The organism is Luteibacter aegosomatis, assembly GCF_023078455.1.
Taxonomy (GTDB): domain Bacteria; phylum Pseudomonadota; class Gammaproteobacteria; order Xanthomonadales; family Rhodanobacteraceae; genus Luteibacter; species Luteibacter aegosomatis.
The window spans coordinates 1124893-1141389 of the sequence record NZ_CP095740.1 but is presented as its reverse complement, the minus strand read 5'-3'; the positions used below and the strand labels follow the sequence as shown (position 1 = coordinate 1141389).

12 protein-coding genes are annotated in these 16497 nt (G+C 68.0%); 9 read left to right on the top strand and 3 right to left on the bottom strand.

All coding sequences use genetic code 11. The features are described 5' to 3' along the window. The first annotated feature begins 54 nt into the window (after positions 1-54). Complete coding sequence (locus L2Y94_RS05090) at positions 55-2811, top strand: valine--tRNA ligase (RefSeq protein WP_247373508.1); 2757 nt, start codon at positions 55-57, stop codon at positions 2809-2811. Positions 2812-3073: 262 nt separating this feature from the next. Then, positions 3074-3829 carry a phosphatase PAP2 family protein gene (locus L2Y94_RS05085; RefSeq protein WP_247373507.1) on the top strand — a complete coding sequence of 252 codons (756 nt, stop codon included), beginning with the start codon at positions 3074-3076 and terminating at the stop codon, positions 3827-3829. 31 nt (positions 3830-3860) lie between these two features. On the opposite strand, the gene L2Y94_RS05080 is transcribed toward L2Y94_RS05085, so the two are convergent. Then, entirely contained in the window at positions 3861-4283 is a 423-nt protein-coding gene (locus L2Y94_RS05080) for a DNA polymerase III subunit chi (RefSeq protein ID WP_247373506.1), read from the bottom strand. A gap of 10 nt (positions 4284-4293) precedes the next feature. Then, the gene (locus tag L2Y94_RS05075; protein WP_247373505.1) at positions 4294-5784 is read right to left on the bottom strand and encodes a leucyl aminopeptidase; all 1491 of its coding nucleotides are present in this window, start codon (positions 5782-5784) and stop codon (positions 4294-4296) included. 97 nt (positions 5785-5881) lie between these two features. Between L2Y94_RS05075 and lptF the strand changes: the two genes are divergently transcribed. Further along, on the top strand, positions 5882-6994 hold the full coding sequence (gene lptF, locus L2Y94_RS05070; protein ID WP_247373504.1) for an LPS export ABC transporter permease LptF: 1113 nt from the start codon (positions 5882-5884) through the stop codon (positions 6992-6994). Beyond that, positions 6991-8088: an LPS export ABC transporter permease LptG gene (gene lptG, locus L2Y94_RS05065; RefSeq protein WP_247373503.1), complete on the top strand. Its 1098-nt coding sequence runs from the start codon at positions 6991-6993 to the stop codon at positions 8086-8088. The genes lptF and lptG overlap by 4 nt, the downstream gene beginning before the upstream one ends. 144 nt (positions 8089-8232) lie before the next feature. Here lptG and L2Y94_RS05060 read toward each other — a convergent pair whose 3' ends face one another. Then, positions 8233-11709: a hybrid sensor histidine kinase/response regulator gene (locus tag L2Y94_RS05060; protein ID WP_247373502.1), complete on the bottom strand. Its 3477-nt coding sequence runs from the start codon at positions 11707-11709 to the stop codon at positions 8233-8235. Positions 11710-11828: 119 nt separating this feature from the next. Here L2Y94_RS05060 and L2Y94_RS05055 point away from each other — a divergent pair, with 119 nt between their 5' ends. The 5 genes from L2Y94_RS05055 (at position 11829) to L2Y94_RS05035 (ending at position 16487) form a co-directional block, all read left to right on the top strand. Further along, positions 11829-13295, top strand: coding sequence for a GTPase (locus L2Y94_RS05055; RefSeq protein ID WP_247373501.1), 1467 nt, complete (start codon positions 11829-11831; stop codon positions 13293-13295). 95 nt (positions 13296-13390) lie between these two features. Next, a complete protein-coding gene (locus L2Y94_RS05050) occupies positions 13391-14017 on the top strand; it encodes a YceI family protein (RefSeq protein ID WP_247373500.1) in 627 nt (208 codons plus the stop codon). Then, complete coding sequence (locus L2Y94_RS05045) at positions 14001-14585, top strand: cytochrome b (protein WP_247373499.1); 585 nt, start codon at positions 14001-14003, stop codon at positions 14583-14585. Before L2Y94_RS05050 ends, L2Y94_RS05045 begins: the two co-directional genes overlap by 17 nt. After that, a complete protein-coding gene (locus L2Y94_RS05040; RefSeq protein ID WP_425602434.1) occupies positions 14582-15136 on the top strand; it encodes a YceI family protein in 555 nt (184 codons plus the stop codon). The genes L2Y94_RS05045 and L2Y94_RS05040 overlap by 4 nt, the downstream gene beginning before the upstream one ends. A gap of 7 nt (positions 15137-15143) precedes the next feature. Continuing rightward, complete coding sequence (locus tag L2Y94_RS05035; RefSeq protein ID WP_247373498.1) at positions 15144-16487, top strand: GTP-binding protein; 1344 nt, start codon at positions 15144-15146, stop codon at positions 16485-16487. Positions 16488-16497 lie beyond the last annotated feature (10 nt).

Sequence of the window (16497 nt, the reverse complement as noted above, 5' to 3'; positions counted from 1 at the left end):
CCTTTTCGCCTGCCCATCCGCGACCTTGAAGGGTCCCGCGCCGAGAATCCCCGCATGGACAAGAGTTTCGAGCCCAGCCAGATCGAGTCGAAGTGGTATGCCCACTGGGAAGCCAACGGCTATTTCAAGCCGTCGGGCAAGGGCACGCCCTATACGATCATGCTGCCGCCGCCCAACGTGACGGGCACGCTGCACATGGGCCACGCGTTCCAGCACACCATCATGGACACCCTGGTGCGCTACCACCGCATGCGCGGCTTCGACACCCTGTGGCAACTGGGCACCGATCACGCCGGCATCGCCACCGAAATGGTCGTCACCCGGCAGCTCAACGCCGAGGGCAAGCAGCGTTCCGACTTCGGCCGCGACGCCTTCATCGAGCGCGTGTGGGAGTGGAAGAAGGAATCCGGCGGCACCATCGGCCGGCAGATGCGCCGCATGGGCGTCTCCGGCGACTGGAGCCGCGAGGTGTTCACCATGGACGAGGGCCCCTCGAAGGCCGTCGTCGAAACCTTCGTGCGCCTGCATGAAGAAGGCCTGATCTATCGCGGCCAGAAGCTGGTCAACTGGGATCCGGTGCTGAAGACCGCCATCTCCGACCTCGAGGTGGTCAGCGAGGAGGAAGACGGCTCGCTGTGGTCCATCCGCTACCCGCTGGCCGACGGCTCGGGCGAGCTGATCGTCGCCACCACGCGTCCCGAGACCATGCTCGGCGACGTGGCCGTTGCCGTGCACCCGGACGACGAGCGCTACGCGCACCTGGTCGGCCGCATGCTCAAGCTGCCGCTGTCCGACCGAGAGATTCCCATCATCGCCGACGACTACGTCGAGAAGGACTTCGGCACCGGCTGCGTGAAGATCACCCCGGCGCACGATTTCAACGACTACGCCATCGGCCAGCGCCACGACCTGCCGCTGATCAACATCCTCACCGACGACGCCGCCATCAACGACGCCGCGCCGGCGAAGTACCGCGGCATGGACCGTTACGTGGCGCGCAAGGCCGTGCTGGCCGACCTCGAAGCGCAGGAACTGCTCGTCGAGACCAAGAAGCACAAGCTCCAGGTGCCGCGCGGCGACCGCACCGGCCAAGTGATCGAGCCCTACCTCACCTGGCAGTGGTTCGTGAAGATGGACACGCTGGCCGCCCGCGGCCTCGAGCTGGTCGAGCAGGGCCAGGTGAAGTTCGTGCCCGAGAACTGGATCAACACCTACCGCCACTGGCTGGGCAACATCCAGGACTGGTGCATCAGCCGCCAGCTTACCTGGGGCCATCGCATTCCCGCGTGGTACACGGCCGACGGCGGCATCGTCGTCGCGCACGACGAGGCGGAAGCCAAGGCCATCGCCGCCTCGCGGGGCGACACCGGCGAGCTTCGCCGCGACGACGACGTGCTGGAAACCTGGTTCTCGTCCGCGCTGTGGAGCCACTCCACGCTGGGCTGGCCTGACCCGCGGGCGCAGGCCGAGCGCGGCTTCGACCGTTACCTGCCCACCAACGTGCTGGTCACCGGCTTCGACATCATCTTCTTCTGGGTGGCCCGGATGATCATGATGACCGACCACTTCACCGGTGAAGTCCCCTTCAAGGACGTCTACGTCACGGGCCTCATCCGCGACAAGGACGGCCAGAAGATGTCCAAGTCCAAGGGCAACGTGCTCGACCCGCTCGACCTCATCGACGGCATCACGCTGGACGACCTCCTCGCCAAACGCACGCGTGGCCTCATGCAGCCGAAGATGGCCGAGAAGATCGACAAGGCCACGCGCAAGGAATTCGCCGAGGGCATTCCCGCCTTCGGCGCCGACGCGCTGCGTTTCACCTTCGCCTCGCTCGCCACGCACGGCCGCGACATCAAGTTCGACCTGGAGCGTTGCGGCGGCTACAAGGCCTTCGTCAACAAGCTGTGGAACGCCTCGCGCTTCGTGCTGATGAACCTAGGCGACGGCCCCGTCGCGCCGGTGGCGCCGTCGACCGAGGCCGAGCGCTGGATCCTCACCCGCCTGCGCGACACGTTGGCCACGGCGAAGGAGCAGCTCGCGCTCTACCGCTTCGACCTCGTCGCCCAGGCGCTGTACGAGTTCACCTGGAACGAGTTCTGCGACTGGTTCCTCGAACTGTCCAAGCCCGCGCTCAACGGCGACGACGCCGACGCCATCGCATCCACGCGCTACACGCTGGTGCACGTGCTGGAAGCCCTGCTGCGCGCGCTGCATCCCCTGATCCCCTTCGTCACCGAGGAAATCTGGCAGAACGTGCGCCCGGTGCTCGGCATCGAGGGCGACACGATCATGCTGCGCCCCTACCCCGAGGCCGACGACATCGTGGCCGACGCGGCTGCCACCGCCGAGATCGAATGGGTCAAGGACGTGCTCACCGGCGTGCGCCGTATCCGTTCGGAAATGAACATCGCCCCCGGCAAGGTCATCCCCCTGTTCTTCGCCGACGGCGACGCGTCCGATCGCGCGCGCGCCACGAAGTTCGCCGCGCAGGTGGCGTTCCTGGGCCGTGTCGAATCGCCGACGTGGATCGAGGGCGACGAGCCCGCCGCGGCCGTCGCGGTGGTCGGCGGCATGCGCGCGCTGATCCCGCTAGAGGGTCTCATCGACCTCGGCGCGGAGAAGGCCCGCCTGGCAAAGGAAATCGCCCGCGTGGAAGGCGAGATCCGCAAGTGCGAGGCCAAGCTCGGCAACGCCAACTTCGTCGCCAATGCGCCGGCCGAGGTGGTCGAGCAGGAGCGCCAGCGCATCGCCGACTGGACGCGCCAGGCGGATGCGATGCGGGAACAGGCTCGCAAACTGGGTGGTTGAATCGGCTCTACGCGTCGCTGGCGCGGAGGCGGCTCGCTGCCTTCGCAGGCGCGGCAAACCGATCTCGCCGTTTCTGCGGAGGTGGAGGCCCGGTACCCGGCATTGGCTGCATGATGCGAAATCGGCAACCAAGAAAAGCCGCGCATCCTCTTTTGCATAGCGACGAAAGCACTAATCCCTTTGCCCGTATGTTCTTGCGTCCGACGCACTGCTACAACACCCCAGCACCCGCTCACGCGGTAAAACAGGGGGGAGCGCGAACATGCGACGCAAACGGTCCTACGTTCTTGTGCTGATGCTTGCACTGACGATGTTTGCACCGGCCGGAGAGGCAGCCGACAAAGGCTTTCTCAAAGGCAGAGTTCCCGATGCAGCCAAATGGCTGCCGCCTGCGCCGACCGACGGCCCCGACGTGCTGGCCGACATGGAAGAATACCTCGCCGACCGACACGTGCTCGGGGAGCCCCGAGGTGTACAAGCGCAGAATGACGACGTATACGCTCCAGAACCCGTTGCCGAAAGGTTCCACGATGCGTTGGCATTGGGAGTTCCCCTGACGGCGAAGAACGCGGGGGCGATATTGACCTTGATCGGCACAGCCCAGGAAGACCTGGAAAGTGTCATGGAGACCGTCAAGATTCCGCCTGAAAAAGGCGGGCGCACGCGGCCCTACGTCGCCTTTCCCAGCCAACCGGCGTGCCGTCACGAGGAAAGCGATGCGAAGTACCACATGGCGACGACGGGCTCCTATCCGTCGATGCACGCGGCCATAGGCATGCTGTGGGCGGAGATGCTCGTGCAACTCTTTCCCGAACGTTCGGAGGCCATCTTCGATCGAGGCTACCAGTTCGGGGAAAGCAGGCTCGTCTGCGGCTTCCATTACAACTCCGACCTCGTCGCAGGCCGGATGGTCGCGTCATTCGTTGTTGCACGGCTGCAAGCGGACAGGAACTTCCAGAAGAGCCTGAAGGCGGCCCAGCGACAGGCATCGTCCCTATCGAGGAGAGCAGGTCATTAGGCGGAGGAAACGGCCGCCCCAGACGGCCCGCTTACATGTCGTGCTTGTTCACTTCGAACCCGCCCCGCTTGTACTCCGTCCAGCGCGCACGCGAGCCCTCGCGTTCGGCCGGGTCGGCGGCCACCACTTCGAGCACGCGGTCGTAGCGGCCCGGTGCGCAGACGTCGCGCAGGTTGATGACCATGGGCCGGTCGGGCGTATCGACACCCGGCGGCACGATGAGGACGGCGATGTCGGCGTCGTCCTCGTCGCCGGCCAGTTGGTGCGGGACGTACGCGTCCTCGTCGAAATCCCAGAGCCGCTCGTCGATGGCCTCGGCCTGTTCGAAGTCGCGCGTGAGGATCAGCGTGGGCTGCTGGGCCGCGAACGCGCGTTTGGCGAGTTCGCAGACCAGCAACAGCGGATCGTCGCGGAACCGCGGCTTGTCGATCAGGTAGAAGTCGGCGCGCGGCATGGGCGGACGATCAGCCGGCCGCCACGCGATCGAGCAGCCACTGCGTGAGCAGCGGCACCGGACGGCCGGTGGCCAGGCCCTTGCGGCCCTCGTCCCACGCCGTGCCGGCGATGTCGAGGTGGGCCCAGCGGCGGCCTTCGGTGAAACGGGCGAGGAAGCAACCCGCCGTGATCGCGCCGGCGTACTTACCGCCGATGTTGGCCACGTCGGCGAACACCGAGTCGAGCTGGCTCTGGTAGTCGTCCCACAGCGGCAGGCGCCATGCGCGGTCGAGCGTGCTTTCGCCGGCGGCGAGCAGTTCGGCGGAAAGGGTTTCGTCCTTGGTCATCAGGCCGCTGGCGTGCTTGCCCAGCGCGACGACGCAGGCGCCGGTGAGCGTGGCGGCATCGATGATGGTGTGCGGGTCGAAACGCTTGCCGGTGTAGGTAAGCGCGTCGCAAAGGATCAGGCGGCCTTCCGCGTCGGTGTTGAGCACCTCGATGGTGATGCCCGCGAGGCTGGTGAGCACGTCGCCGGGGCGGTAGGCGTCGCCGTCGGGCATGTTTTCCACGGCCGGCACGACGCAGACCAGGTTGACCGGCAGCTTCAGGCGCACGGCGGCGACGAACGAGCCGAGCACGCCGGCGGCGCCGCCCATGTCGAACTTCATCTCCTCCATGCCCGGGCCGGGCTTGAGGCTGATGCCGCCGGTATCGAAGGTGATGCCCTTGCCGACGAAGGCGTAGGGGCGCTCGCCCTCCTTGCCGCCGTTCCACTGCAGGACGACCAGGCGAGGCGGATTGGCCGAGCCGCGGGCCACCGCCAGCAGGGAACCGAAGCCTTCGCGCTCCATGTCGGCGCGCTCGAGCACCTCGCAGGTGACGCCCTCGTTGGCGTCGGCGAAGGCGCGGGCCTGGTCGGCGATGTAGCCGGGATTGCAGATGTTCGGCGGCAGGTTGGCCAGCTCGCGGGCGTAGCGCACGCCCTCGGCGATGGCGCGGGCCTCGACCAGGCCGGTTTCGCCGTCGGCCGGGGCCACGAGGGTGACCGAGGCCAGCTCGGGCTGGGCCTTGTCGCGCGGCTTCACCGTGGCGGTGTAGCGATAGGCGGCGTGGTCGATGGCCAGGGCGCCGACGCGGACGCGCCAGGCGGCGTCGCGGCCGGGCACGTCGATCTCGGCCAGCCAGCTGGTGGCCTCGGTCACCGGCAGGCGGCCGATGGCGCGGGCGGCTTCGAGCGTCACGCGCTGGTAGCGGCCCGCGTCGAAGCCCTTCTGCGCCCCCAGGCCCACGATCAGCACGCGGGCCGCGGCCACGCCGGGCGGGTGCAGGAGCGTGACCACGTTGCCGAGCTTGCCGGTGACGTCGCCCGCCTCGACCAGGCGCTTGATGGCGCCGTCGGCGGCCGTATCGATGCGCGCGGCGGCGCTGGTCAGGATACCGTTCTCGTAGACGCCGACCACGGCCACGGGGGTGCTGGTGGATTCGGGAGCGTTGGAACCGAGGCTGAACTGAACCGTCATAGCTAACTGCCCTGCGAAAGCCCGCCGGGGCCCGGACAGGCTAGACTTAAGGATTGCCGGCCAGGACTGACGCGGCACGAACCGCCAATTCTACCAAATGCTCAGCATCCTAGACCGCTATTTCCTGCGTGAACTCGCTTACGGCATCGTGGCCACGGCCGTGGTGCTGCTGGTGATCTTCGCCGGCGGCGCCTTCGCGACCGTGCTGCAGAAGGTCGCCAACGGCAGCATCCAGCCCAGCGTGATGTTCGAGGTGCTCGGCCTGCAGATGGTCGACCTCCTCTCCACCCTGCTGCCCATGTCGGCCTTCCTGGGCACCCTCATCGCCCTGGGCCGCATGTACCGCGAGAGCGAGATGCACGTGCTGGCCTCCTCGGGCATGGGTCCGGGCGGCATGCTTCGTCCGGTGGCGATACTGGCCGTGGTCGCCACGGTCGTGGTGGGCACGGTGGCCCTGTGGCTCGGCCCCCTCTCCGCGCGCACGGCCGACCAGGTCATCGCGGCCGCCAACAAGTCGGTGATCGCCGCCGGCCTCGATGCCGGACGCTTCACGGAACTGCCCGGCAAGGGCGGCATCATCTTCGTCGAGAGCCTCAGCCGCGACGGCACGGTGCTGGGCAAGACCTTCCTCGCCTCCGACCATACCGACGGCGCGGGCAAGGTGCAGGTGCGCGTGGTCAACGCGAAGAGTGGCCGCATGTACCAGGAAAGCGACGGCCAGAACCGCTTCCTCGCCCTCTACGACGGCTGGCAGTTCGAGATTCCCCTGGGCGGCGACAACTGGCGCCGCATGAAATACGATCGCAACGACGCCTCCCTGTCCAGCATCACCGACGACGACAGCGACAGCGATCCGGCCCACGAAGCCACCACCGCCGACCTCTTCAAGGCGCACGACGCCGAATCGCTGGGCGAGCTGGTATCGCGCTTCGCCGCGCCGGTCAGCACGCTGGTTTTGATGATGATGGTGCTGCCGATGTCCCGGCAGGCCCCGCGCGACGCCCGCTACGGCCGCCTGCTTGTCGCCGTGCTGGCCTACTTCCTCTACGTGATCTGGCAGCTCATCGCGCGCGCGCAGATCATCAAGGAACACCTGCATACGTCCATCCCCATCTGGGTGCTGCACGTCATCGTCTTCCTGGTGGCCGCCTGGTTCTTCCGGCGCCAGAATTCGCCGCGGCGCGTCGTCGCCAAGGGAGCCGCCGCGTGAGCGCCCTGACGATCAAGCGCGCCGACCGGCTGATCGGCATGAGCGTGCTGGGCACGCTGCTGCTGGTATGGCTGGTGCTCACCGGCTTCGACGCCCTCACCCAGTTCGTGCGCCAGCTCGGCAACATCGGCAAGAACGGCTTCACGCTGTACGACGCCATCGCCTACATCATGCTGACGGTGCCGCGCCGCCTCTACCAGATGTTCAGCAACGCGGCGCTGATCGGCGGCCTGCTGGGTCTCGGCGGCCTGGCCGCCACCGGCGAGCTGACGGCGCTGCGCGCGGCGGGCATGTCCAAGTTGCGCATCGCCGTCTCCGCCGCCGGCGTGATCGCCATCCTCACCGTCGGCGTGGTGGTGATGGGCGAAACCGCGGCGCCTTACGGCGACCAGCATGCGCAGGCCATCCAGGTGCGCATGCGTTCGAGCAACCTCGGTGCCACCAGCAGCGGGCTGTGGGCCCGCGACGCGGGCAAGATCATCAATGCCAAGTCGGCCATCGCCGTGCAGGACGGCGATCGCACCACGGTGAAGCTGGTCGACGTGCGCGTGTTCACGTTCACGCCCGACGGGCAGGTGAAGGAGTTCTCGCACGGCGACAGCGCCATCCATGACGGCAACCAGTGGATCATGTCCAAGGTGCGCACCACCACGCTCGACGACCAGGGAACGCATTCCACCGAGCAACCCACGCAGACCTGGATATCGCGCCTGAACCCGCACGTGCTCGAGCAGTCGGTGATCCACCCCGAATACCTCTCGATGAGCGACCTCCGGCGCAACATGCGCTATCTGGAGGCGAACGGCCAGAATCCCGGCGCCTATGCCGTCGCCTTCTGGGGCCGCGCGCTGTTCGCCGTCAACACGCTGGTGCTGGTGCTGTGCGCCATGCCGTTCGCGTTCGGTTCGCTGCGTTCGGGCGGCTTCGGCAAGCGGCTTTTCATCGGCGTGATCCTCGCCATCGGCTGGTATTTCCTGCAGGGGGCGATGGTGAACTTCGGCACGGTGTACGGGTTGCCGCCGCTGCTGGCCAACCTCCTGCCGACGACGCTGCTCGTCGTGGGCGCGCTGGCGTATTTCCGACGGTTCGGCTGACGCGACAACCGAACGCCCTGCCGTGGGCACCGGCCTGCGCCGGTGCGACGATGGATACCTCGAGGTAAAAACGAAGCGTCGCACCGGCGCTGGCCGGTGCCTACCGCGATGCATCCGGTTTTAGCGACTCAATGGCGCGGCGGTTCACCGTGACACCGCCTCCAGCACCGCATCCAGGTCCGCCCCCGTCATCGGCTTGCGCACCAGCGCGTCCATTCCCGCCTCGCGGATGGCCGAGGTCTCGTCGCCCGCGGAACGTGCCGTGACGGCCACGATGGGCATGCCCTCGAGGTGATCCATGCGACGGACCATCCTGGCCACCTGGAACCCGCTCACCACCGGAAGGTCGAGATCGAGGAGCAACGCATCGAACGAACCCCGGGACAGCTCCGTCATCGCGCTGAGGCCATCGCCCACGAGGCTCACGTCGTGTCCGCGCTGTCGGAGCAGGCCATCCATGACCTCGGCGATCATCGGGTCGTCTTCCACCACCAGGAGGCGTCGTGCGCGCGTGCCTTCGACATCGGTCGGCGTCGGCGCCGCCGCGTCGACCGCGCAGGGCCGCAACGGCAGGCGTACGGTGAACGTGCTGCCGCGTCCCGGCTCGCTGTCCACGGTGACGCTGCCTCCCATCAGCGCGCAAAGCTCGTGACAGATCGCGAGACCCAACCCGGAGCCTTCCGAGCGCTGGGGCGAACCGCCCTGCGAGAAACGCGAGAAAAGCCGCGAGAGAAGCTCTTTCGACATGCCGGGCCCGGTGTCCTTCACCGTGGCGACGAGGCTGGCGTCGGTCCAGGCGACGTGCAACGACACGCCGCCGCGCTCGGTGAACTTCACCGCGTTGTTCACCAGGTTCTGCAGGATCTGCCGCAAGCGCACGGTGTCGCCGAGCACGGCCTCGGGCACGTCGGCATCCACGGCGGCGGATAGCGTGAGCTGCTTGGCATGTGCGTTGCCCGACGCGAGCGCCACCACTTCGTCGGCCAGTGCCCTCACCGGCACGGCCTCGCTTTCCAGCACGAGCTGGCGGGATTCGATGCGGCTGATATCCAGCGCATCGTTGATGAGGCGAAGCAGGGTCGCACCCGAGCGGCGAACGGCTTCCACGTAGCCACGCTGCACCTCGTCGAGCGGTGTCTGCGCCATCAGTTCGGCCATGCCGAGCACGCCGGTCATCGGCGTGCGGATCTCGTGCCCCAGCGTCGCCATGAATTCGGTTTTTGCCGAGTTGGCCCGTTCGGCGAGCTGGCGCCGCTGTTCGGCCAGCTTCAGGCGCATCGCCTGCCTTACCCGCCGGCGCGTACCGCGCACGACCGCCCATGCGATGACGGCCGCCACGGCGGCGTAGAGCAGCCATGCCCACCAGCGCATCCACGGCGGGGCGTCGACCCGCAGGACGAGTGGCGGCGCCGACGCCGTGGCGCCGAATTCGCGCGGAAAGCCCGATACCAGCACGCGATAGACGCCGGCGCCGAGCGCGGCGAAACGGTACTCGCCCGCCTTTCCGGTCATGCCGTGGGAACGTTCACCGTCGTGATCGACGGTGACGCGCAGCCGGCTCTCGTCCGGGTCGACATACGAGAGCGCGCGTGCCCGGATTTCGAACTCGCGATCGTTCCAGCCGATGCGCAACTCGCCGTCGTCGACCGGTATGGACTCGCGTCGCCCCTCGCGCAGCACGCTGGCGCCCAGCACCACGACGGAGGGCCGATGGGCGTGGTCGCGCTGGCGGTCGGGACGAAAACCCACGATCCCTCCCACCGTTGCGCCGTACATGGTGCCGTCGGGAAGCTGCACGGTGATGGCATTGGTGAATTCGCCGTTCGCCAGGCCGTCGGCCAGCCCGAAGCGGCGGAACGACGTCATGCCCGGATCGAAACGCCAGACGCCGGTCTGGCCATACAACCAGAGGCGACCGGCGATGTCGCGACGGATGTTGAGGATGTCGCTGGTCGGGAAGCCGTCGGCACCGCCGAAGCTGAGATCCCGCTGGGCATGGCGGCCGTCCCAAACGTAGTGTTCGAGCATGTCGGGCCTGACCACCCAGAAACCCTCGTCGCCGGGTTCGAACGCGTTGATTCTCCCAGCGGCCACGCCGTCGACCGGACGCATGGTGCCCGTCGAGGCGTCCAGCCGCGCAAGGCCGACGAGGCTCGCCTGCCACAGCTCGCCGTCGACGATGTCCATCTGGCGGGTATCCGCCGTACCCCGCGTGGCGGACTCGAAGGGAATGCCTTCGACGACGCGGCGACGCGGATCCACCCGGAACAGGCCCTGTCCGAGGGCGGCCACGTAGACCGCGCCCTTTCCGTCGCCCACCATCGCCGTGACCGGCCGGTGGATGCGATCGCGCGCCAGCGGCCGCACCGAGCGACGCGCCGCGATCGAGAGGCCGTCCACCGTGCCGACGAGCAGGCCGGCTTCGGATTCGAACAGCGACTGCACGCGGGCGGGCCCGATGTCGAATCCGTCGGAGGCCTTGCCCGTGGCGGGGTCGAACGCGCGAATCCAGCCTCGGTAACCGCCCACCCAGAGCGCCGCGTCGCCCTTGGCCGCCACGGCGGTGATCGCGCGCGCGGGCAGGCTGTCGGCATCGGTGGCGACGTGGGTGAAACGGCTGAAATCGTCCCACCCGGGGCCCAGGTAGGCGAGGCCGCCATCGGCGAGGCCGAACCACAATCCGTGCTCGTCGTCTTCGATCATGCTGCGCACGTTGCGTCCCGGGATGCCACGGGATGCGATCCACGCGCCACGGATGCGATGCAGGCGGCCATGGCGGTCGAGCAGTTCGAGTCCGTCGATGGTCGCGACCCACAGGTTGCCGTGACTGTCGCTCAGCGTCGCGTACGTGAGTACCGCGGGAAGGCGCACGTCGCGATGCAGGCGACCGTCGGCACCCGGCAGGTAAACGCCGCGATCAGTGGAAACGATCAGCTCGTTCGGCCTCCCGGCGATATGCCGCACGCGAGGCACGTCGCCGACGAAGGGCATGCGTTCGACGCGCCCCTGCGCGTCGATGATGCCCACGCCATGGTCGCCGCCCACCCACAGACGGCCGTCGTCCGTCGCGTGCAACGCATGCACGGCCGAGGGAATGCGCCCACCTTCGGTGTCGACCACGTGCTCGACCTTGCCGTCGGGAAGCAGGCGGTCCAGCCCTTCGGACGTGCCGACCCATACCGCGCCGTCGCGCGTATGCGCGATCGCCTTCACGTCGTCGTCGGACAGGCCGTCGCGCCATTGCACGAACGTGCCGGCGGCGACGTCGTAGCGCGCGACGCCGATGTCGCCTCCCCCGATCCAGATGCGATCTTCGCGGTCGACGGTCATCGTGGTGATGCCGCTCAGGGCCAGCGGATGGCGCCCGTCCGCGCCCACGCCCGGCGTGCCGAATTCGACGCCGTCGAAACGCGTCAGCCCGACCGGCGTGGCGACCCAGAGGAAGCCCCGGGAATCCTGCGCCACCGCCTGCACGTTGCTGCTGGGCAGTCCCTCGAGCTGGCCGTAGCTGCGGAACTGCGGCGTGGGAACCGGCGGGAGGGGCGCCTCCGACCCGACCGCCGTCGCGGAAAGGGCGGCGGCGAACGCGAGGGTCCATCTCGCCACGAACAAGTGATGCATGACGCCTGCTTCCAATCGATCCCGTTCATCTTGCCATGGTCGTCGCACGGAAAAAGCCGGGTAACCGCCTGATATCCATGTAGGCGCATGCCGACACGCTTCGACGTAAGATGCCTCCCATGTCACGCCGATTCCGTCTCTTGACCGCCGCCATCGGCATCGCCGCGCTCGCGTGGCTGCTGCTATCGATCCTCGAACGCGCGATGTCGACGGCACAGCGCTTCATGACCCTGCCCCTCGGTATCCGCTGGCTGATCGGCGCGATCCTGGCGGTCATTCTTTGCGGCGGACTGGGGGTGGTCGCGTATTGGTTGCGCCCGCGTCGCGACCGCCCTCGGGCGGTCGCCCCGGACCGGGGGTCGATCGAGGCGCGGATCGGCGCGCTGCGCGAACGACACGCCGACGCTGAGAATCTTCTTACCGAACTCGACGAACTCGACCGCCGCCGTGAAAGTCGGCGCATCCATATTGCGCTGTTCGGCGAAATCTCCGTCGGCAAATCGGCACTCATCGCGGCGCTGGTTCCCGATGCCCACGTCGTCAGCGATGCCCGCGGCGGCACGACGAAGACCGTCACGCTCCATGACGGCCCCTCTCCCACGGGCGACACCTGGACGATCGCCGACGTACCCGGATCGGCCGAGGCCGGTGGCGAGGCGCATGAACGCATCGCCCGCGACGAAGCCCTGCGCGCGCATGCGGTGGTCTACGTCTGCGCCGGCGACCTCACCCGCACCCAGGCGACGGAACTGCGCTGGCTGGGGTATTTCGGCAAACCGCTGGTGTTGGTCGTGAACAAGGCCGACCAATGGACCGACGGCGAGCGCGACGCCATCCTCGCCCGTGTCCGCCAGCACGCCGACGACATGCCCGATGCGGTGGTGGCGACGAGCGCGGGGGGTGACGAACGTTTCACCCGCCGCCTTCCCGACGGCACGGTGGAAGAGGTACGCCGGGCGCGAAAACCCGAGGTCCGCGACCTGCGCGCGGCGCTGGAACGTCTCGTGGCCCCCGGCGTCGATGCCCTGGAAACGCAACGCGAGCAGGCGGTGCTCGCCCGTCTCCACGAACGCACGAGCGAAAGCGAGGCGGCCTTCCGCGAGGAAGAAGCCGAGCGCATCGTGACGCGCCATGCACGGCGCGCCATCGTCGGGGCCATGGCGGCCGTGGCCCCGGGCACCGACCTGATCGTGCAGGGTGCCCTTGCCGCCAGCCTCGCCCGCGACCTGGCCACGCTCTACGGCGTGAAGGTGAGCGACATCGAAATCGAGGCCCTGCTGCGCGAGGCGCGCATGACGGTGCGCACCGGCACCTCGGTGGTACTCGCGGTGGCGGGCAACGCATTGAAGGCCTTTCCCGGTCTGGGCACGCTCGGCGGGGGCGTCCTCCACGCCTTCGCCTACGCGCTCATCTTCGACAGCCTGGGTCGTGCCCTCGCCACCACGCTGGCCGAACACCACCGGCTCGACGGCGCCGAAGCCGGGCGGCGCCTGCGCGACCTGCTCGCGGAAGGCTCGGCCTCGCGTCTTGGCCGGCTCACCGACCTCACCCGCGAGGCTCTGCGGGATCGGCGGGGCGAACGATGAGTTCTCCATTTGGCGGGCTGACAACCTTTTTCCTCTCGGCCACACTCACCCTTATCGGCTGCGCCGCGGCCCTTTTCCGAAGCAGGGCTCCCCGCATGTCGCATGCACGGTTCTTCCTCCCCGCCTTGCTGGCACTGGCGCCCTTGGCCGCCATGGCCGAACCCGCCGACTACCGCCTCGACCCGGTGCATACGCAGATCGTGTTCAACGTGGAGCACAACGGTTTTTCACGCTCGTTCGGCCGCCTGAAGATCAGCGAAGGCTCGCTGCGCTTCGATCCGGACGACTGGTCGAAATCCTCGTTGCAGGTCACCGTGAACCTCGATTCGCTCGACATGGGCGACGCCGACTGGAACAAGGCCGTGAAGGGTGCCAGCCTGCTCGACACGGCGCGCGCCGCCACCGCGCGCTACGTCAGCGAATCGGTGGAAAAACGCAGCGATACCGAAGGCACGGTGCACGGCAAGTTCACCCTGCGCGGCGTCACGGTGCCGCTGGACATTCCCTTTCGCGTCAACCGCGTGGGCCGCACCATCTACGGCCTGCACACGGTGGCCGGCTTTTCCTCGAGCTTCACCCTCGACCGCACCGTCTTCGGCATGACGTCGAACCGAAATTCCATCGGCACCGAGGTCACCGTGTGGCTCGAGGCCGAAGCCATCCGCGGCGGCGAAAAGCCGTCCCCCACCACCAAGGAGCCCACCGATGCCCCTACGCAGTGAACCCGGCCGATGGAGCACCGTCGCCAAGACCTTCCACTGGGTGATGGCGCTCCTCATCGTCGGCAACGGCATCTTCGCGTTCTGGATGTCCGACCTGAAACCGTCGATGCAGAAGATCAACATGTTCGCGCTGCACAAGTCGATCGGATTGACGGTGCTCGCGCTCTTTTTCCTGCGCCTTCTGTGGCGCCTCGCGGATCGCCGTCCGGCGGAGGATCCCGCGCCACGGTGGCAGCGGATCGCCGCGCACGTCGTGCATGGCCTGCTCTACGTGCTGATCGTGTCGTTGCCGTTGTCGGGCTGGATCTTCAACTCGGCGCACGGTTTTCCGTTGCAGTACTTCAAGCTGTTCAACCTGCCCGCGTTGATCGACAGGAATCCCGACATCGACGACCTCCTGCTCGAGGTGCACGAGTACCTGTTCTGGTTCCTCGTGCTGGTGCTCGTCGCCCACGTCGGCGGCGCGCTCAAGCACCATGTCATCGACCGCGACGATACGCTCCGGCGTATGCTGCCCTTCGGCCGCGCCAAGCGGAACATCCCCCCTTCCCCCGGAGACACGCCATGACGATCCGCCGCCTTTCCGCCCTCGCTTTCGCGCTGGCCCTGCCGATGGCCGCCTCCGCGGCCGACTACAAGGTCGGTCCCGGCAGCACGCTGGGCTTCAGCGGCAAGTTCCAGGGCCAGCAGTTCGACGGCAGCTTCGGCAAGTTCGACGCCGCCATCAGCTACGACCCGGCCAACCTCGCCGCCTCCAAATTCGACGTGACCGTCGACGTCGCCACGGCGAAGACCGGCGACGGCGATCGCGACGGCGCCCTGCCCGGTTCGGATTTCTTCGACGCGGCCAAGTTTCCCAAGGCGCACTACGTGACCACCGGCTTCACCAAGGACGCCAAGGGCAACGTGGTGGCCAACGGCAACCTCACGCTGCACGGCATCACCAAGCCGGTGGCGTTGAAAGTGGTGTTCGACCCCGCCGCCGGCGGCGCGCGCCTTTCGGTTACCGGCACGCTGAAGCGCCTGGACTTCGGCGTGGGCGGCGGCGAATACAAGGACACCTCGACCATCGCCGACGAGGTGTTGGTCAACGGCACGCTCAACCTGCTGCCGAAGTAAGCCGCGCATGGCGGGCTGGCGCGAACGCCTGCAAGGCCTCACCGGCCGTTTTCGCCGTGCCGCGCCGTCCGCCCCGGTGGACGGCGCGCGTGGCGGAGCGGTCGCCGCCAGCCTGCGCGGCCTGCTCGACGATCCGTCCATCCCCGCCGACGTACGCGCGGCGATGGCCGAGGATTTCCGTCGCGTCGAGCACATGCTCGACCGGCTGGAAAACGAAGAACTCCACGTGGCCGTCTTCGGCCGCGTTTCCGCGGGCAAATCGGCGCTGGGCAATGCGCTGCTGGGCCGCGAGGCGTTCGAGGTGGGCGTGCTCCACGGCACCACCACGGGCGCCGACGTGGCTCGCCTCGACGAAGCCACCAACGCGGGCCTCGTGCTCATCGACACGCCGGGCATCAATGAACTGGGCGGCGAAGACCGCGAAAAGCTCGCCTTCGAAGTGGCCGAGGTGAGCGACCTCATCGTCTTCGTCGCCGACGGCGACCTCACCCGCGAAGAACGCGACGCGATGCGCACGCTGGCCGCCACGCGTCGGCCCCTGCTGCTCGCGCTCAACAAGGCCGACCGGTATGCCGACGACGAACGCGAGGGATTGCTCGAACGATTGCGTGAGCACGCCGATGGCCTCGTGCGCCACGAAGACGTGATCGCCGTGGCCGCGCGTCCCACGCCGCGCGATGTCGTCGAGGTGGATGCGCGTGGCGGAGAGCGGCGGATCAGCGAGCCTCGCCCGGCGGACGTGACGGCGCTCAAGTCACGCCTCGTCGCCATCGCCGAGCGTGAAGGCAAGGCGCTTTCCGCCATCAACGCGGGCCTGTTCGCCGGACGGCTGACCGACCAGGTAAGCGCGCGCATCGCGTCCACGCGACGCGAGGTGGCCTCGCGCACGATTCGCCAATACTGCATCGCCAAGGCCGTGGCCGTGGCGCTCAATCCCGTGCCGGTGGCCGACCTGCTGCTGGCCGGCGGCCTCGACGCCGCGATGGTGGTGCAACTGAGCCGCGTCTACGGCCTGCCGCTCACCCGCGGCGAATCGGGCCGCCTCGTCGCCGTCATCAGCACGCAGCTCGCCGCGCTGATGGGCGCGGTGTGGGGCATGCAACTGGCGTCGTCGGCGCTGAAAGGCTTGAGCGGCGGGTTGTCCGTGGTGGTCACCGCCGCGGCGCAGGGTGCGCTGGGCTGGTACGCCACGGTGCTCATCGGCCGCGCGGCGGAGCATTACCTGGTGGCGGGCAAGTCGTGGGGCGAGCAAGGGGCGAAGCGGGCGGTGGCCGATATCGTGGCGAGCCTGGATCGGGATTCGATCTTGCGGGAGGCGCGGGAGGAGATCCTGCGGCGTTTAAAGAAATAAGCGCGTGATC

Excerpts from the sequence above, each read along its gene's own strand:
- L2Y94_RS05090 (WP_247373508.1), top strand. The coding sequence starts at position 55 with ATGGACAAGAGTTTCGAGCCCAGCCAGATCGAGTCGAAGTGGTATGCC.
- L2Y94_RS05085 (WP_247373507.1), top strand. The coding sequence starts at position 3,074 with ATGCGACGCAAACGGTCCTACGTTCTTGTGCTGATGCTTGCACTGACG.
- L2Y94_RS05080 (WP_247373506.1), bottom strand. The coding sequence starts at position 4,283 with ATGCCGCGCGCCGACTTCTACCTGATCGACAAGCCGCGGTTCCGCGAC.
- L2Y94_RS05075 (WP_247373505.1), bottom strand. The coding sequence starts at position 5,784 with ATGACGGTTCAGTTCAGCCTCGGTTCCAACGCTCCCGAATCCACCAGC.
- lptF (WP_247373504.1), top strand. The coding sequence starts at position 5,882 with ATGCTCAGCATCCTAGACCGCTATTTCCTGCGTGAACTCGCTTACGGC.
- L2Y94_RS05060 (WP_247373502.1), bottom strand. The coding sequence starts at position 11,709 with ATGCATCACTTGTTCGTGGCGAGATGGACCCTCGCGTTCGCCGCCGCC.
- L2Y94_RS05055 (WP_247373501.1), top strand. The coding sequence starts at position 11,829 with ATGTCACGCCGATTCCGTCTCTTGACCGCCGCCATCGGCATCGCCGCG.
- L2Y94_RS05050 (WP_247373500.1), top strand. The coding sequence starts at position 13,391 with ATGTCGCATGCACGGTTCTTCCTCCCCGCCTTGCTGGCACTGGCGCCC.
- L2Y94_RS05045 (WP_247373499.1), top strand. The coding sequence starts at position 14,001 with ATGCCCCTACGCAGTGAACCCGGCCGATGGAGCACCGTCGCCAAGACC.
- L2Y94_RS05040 (WP_425602434.1), top strand. The coding sequence starts at position 14,582 with ATGACGATCCGCCGCCTTTCCGCCCTCGCTTTCGCGCTGGCCCTGCCG.
- L2Y94_RS05035 (WP_247373498.1), top strand. The coding sequence starts at position 15,144 with ATGGCGGGCTGGCGCGAACGCCTGCAAGGCCTCACCGGCCGTTTTCGC.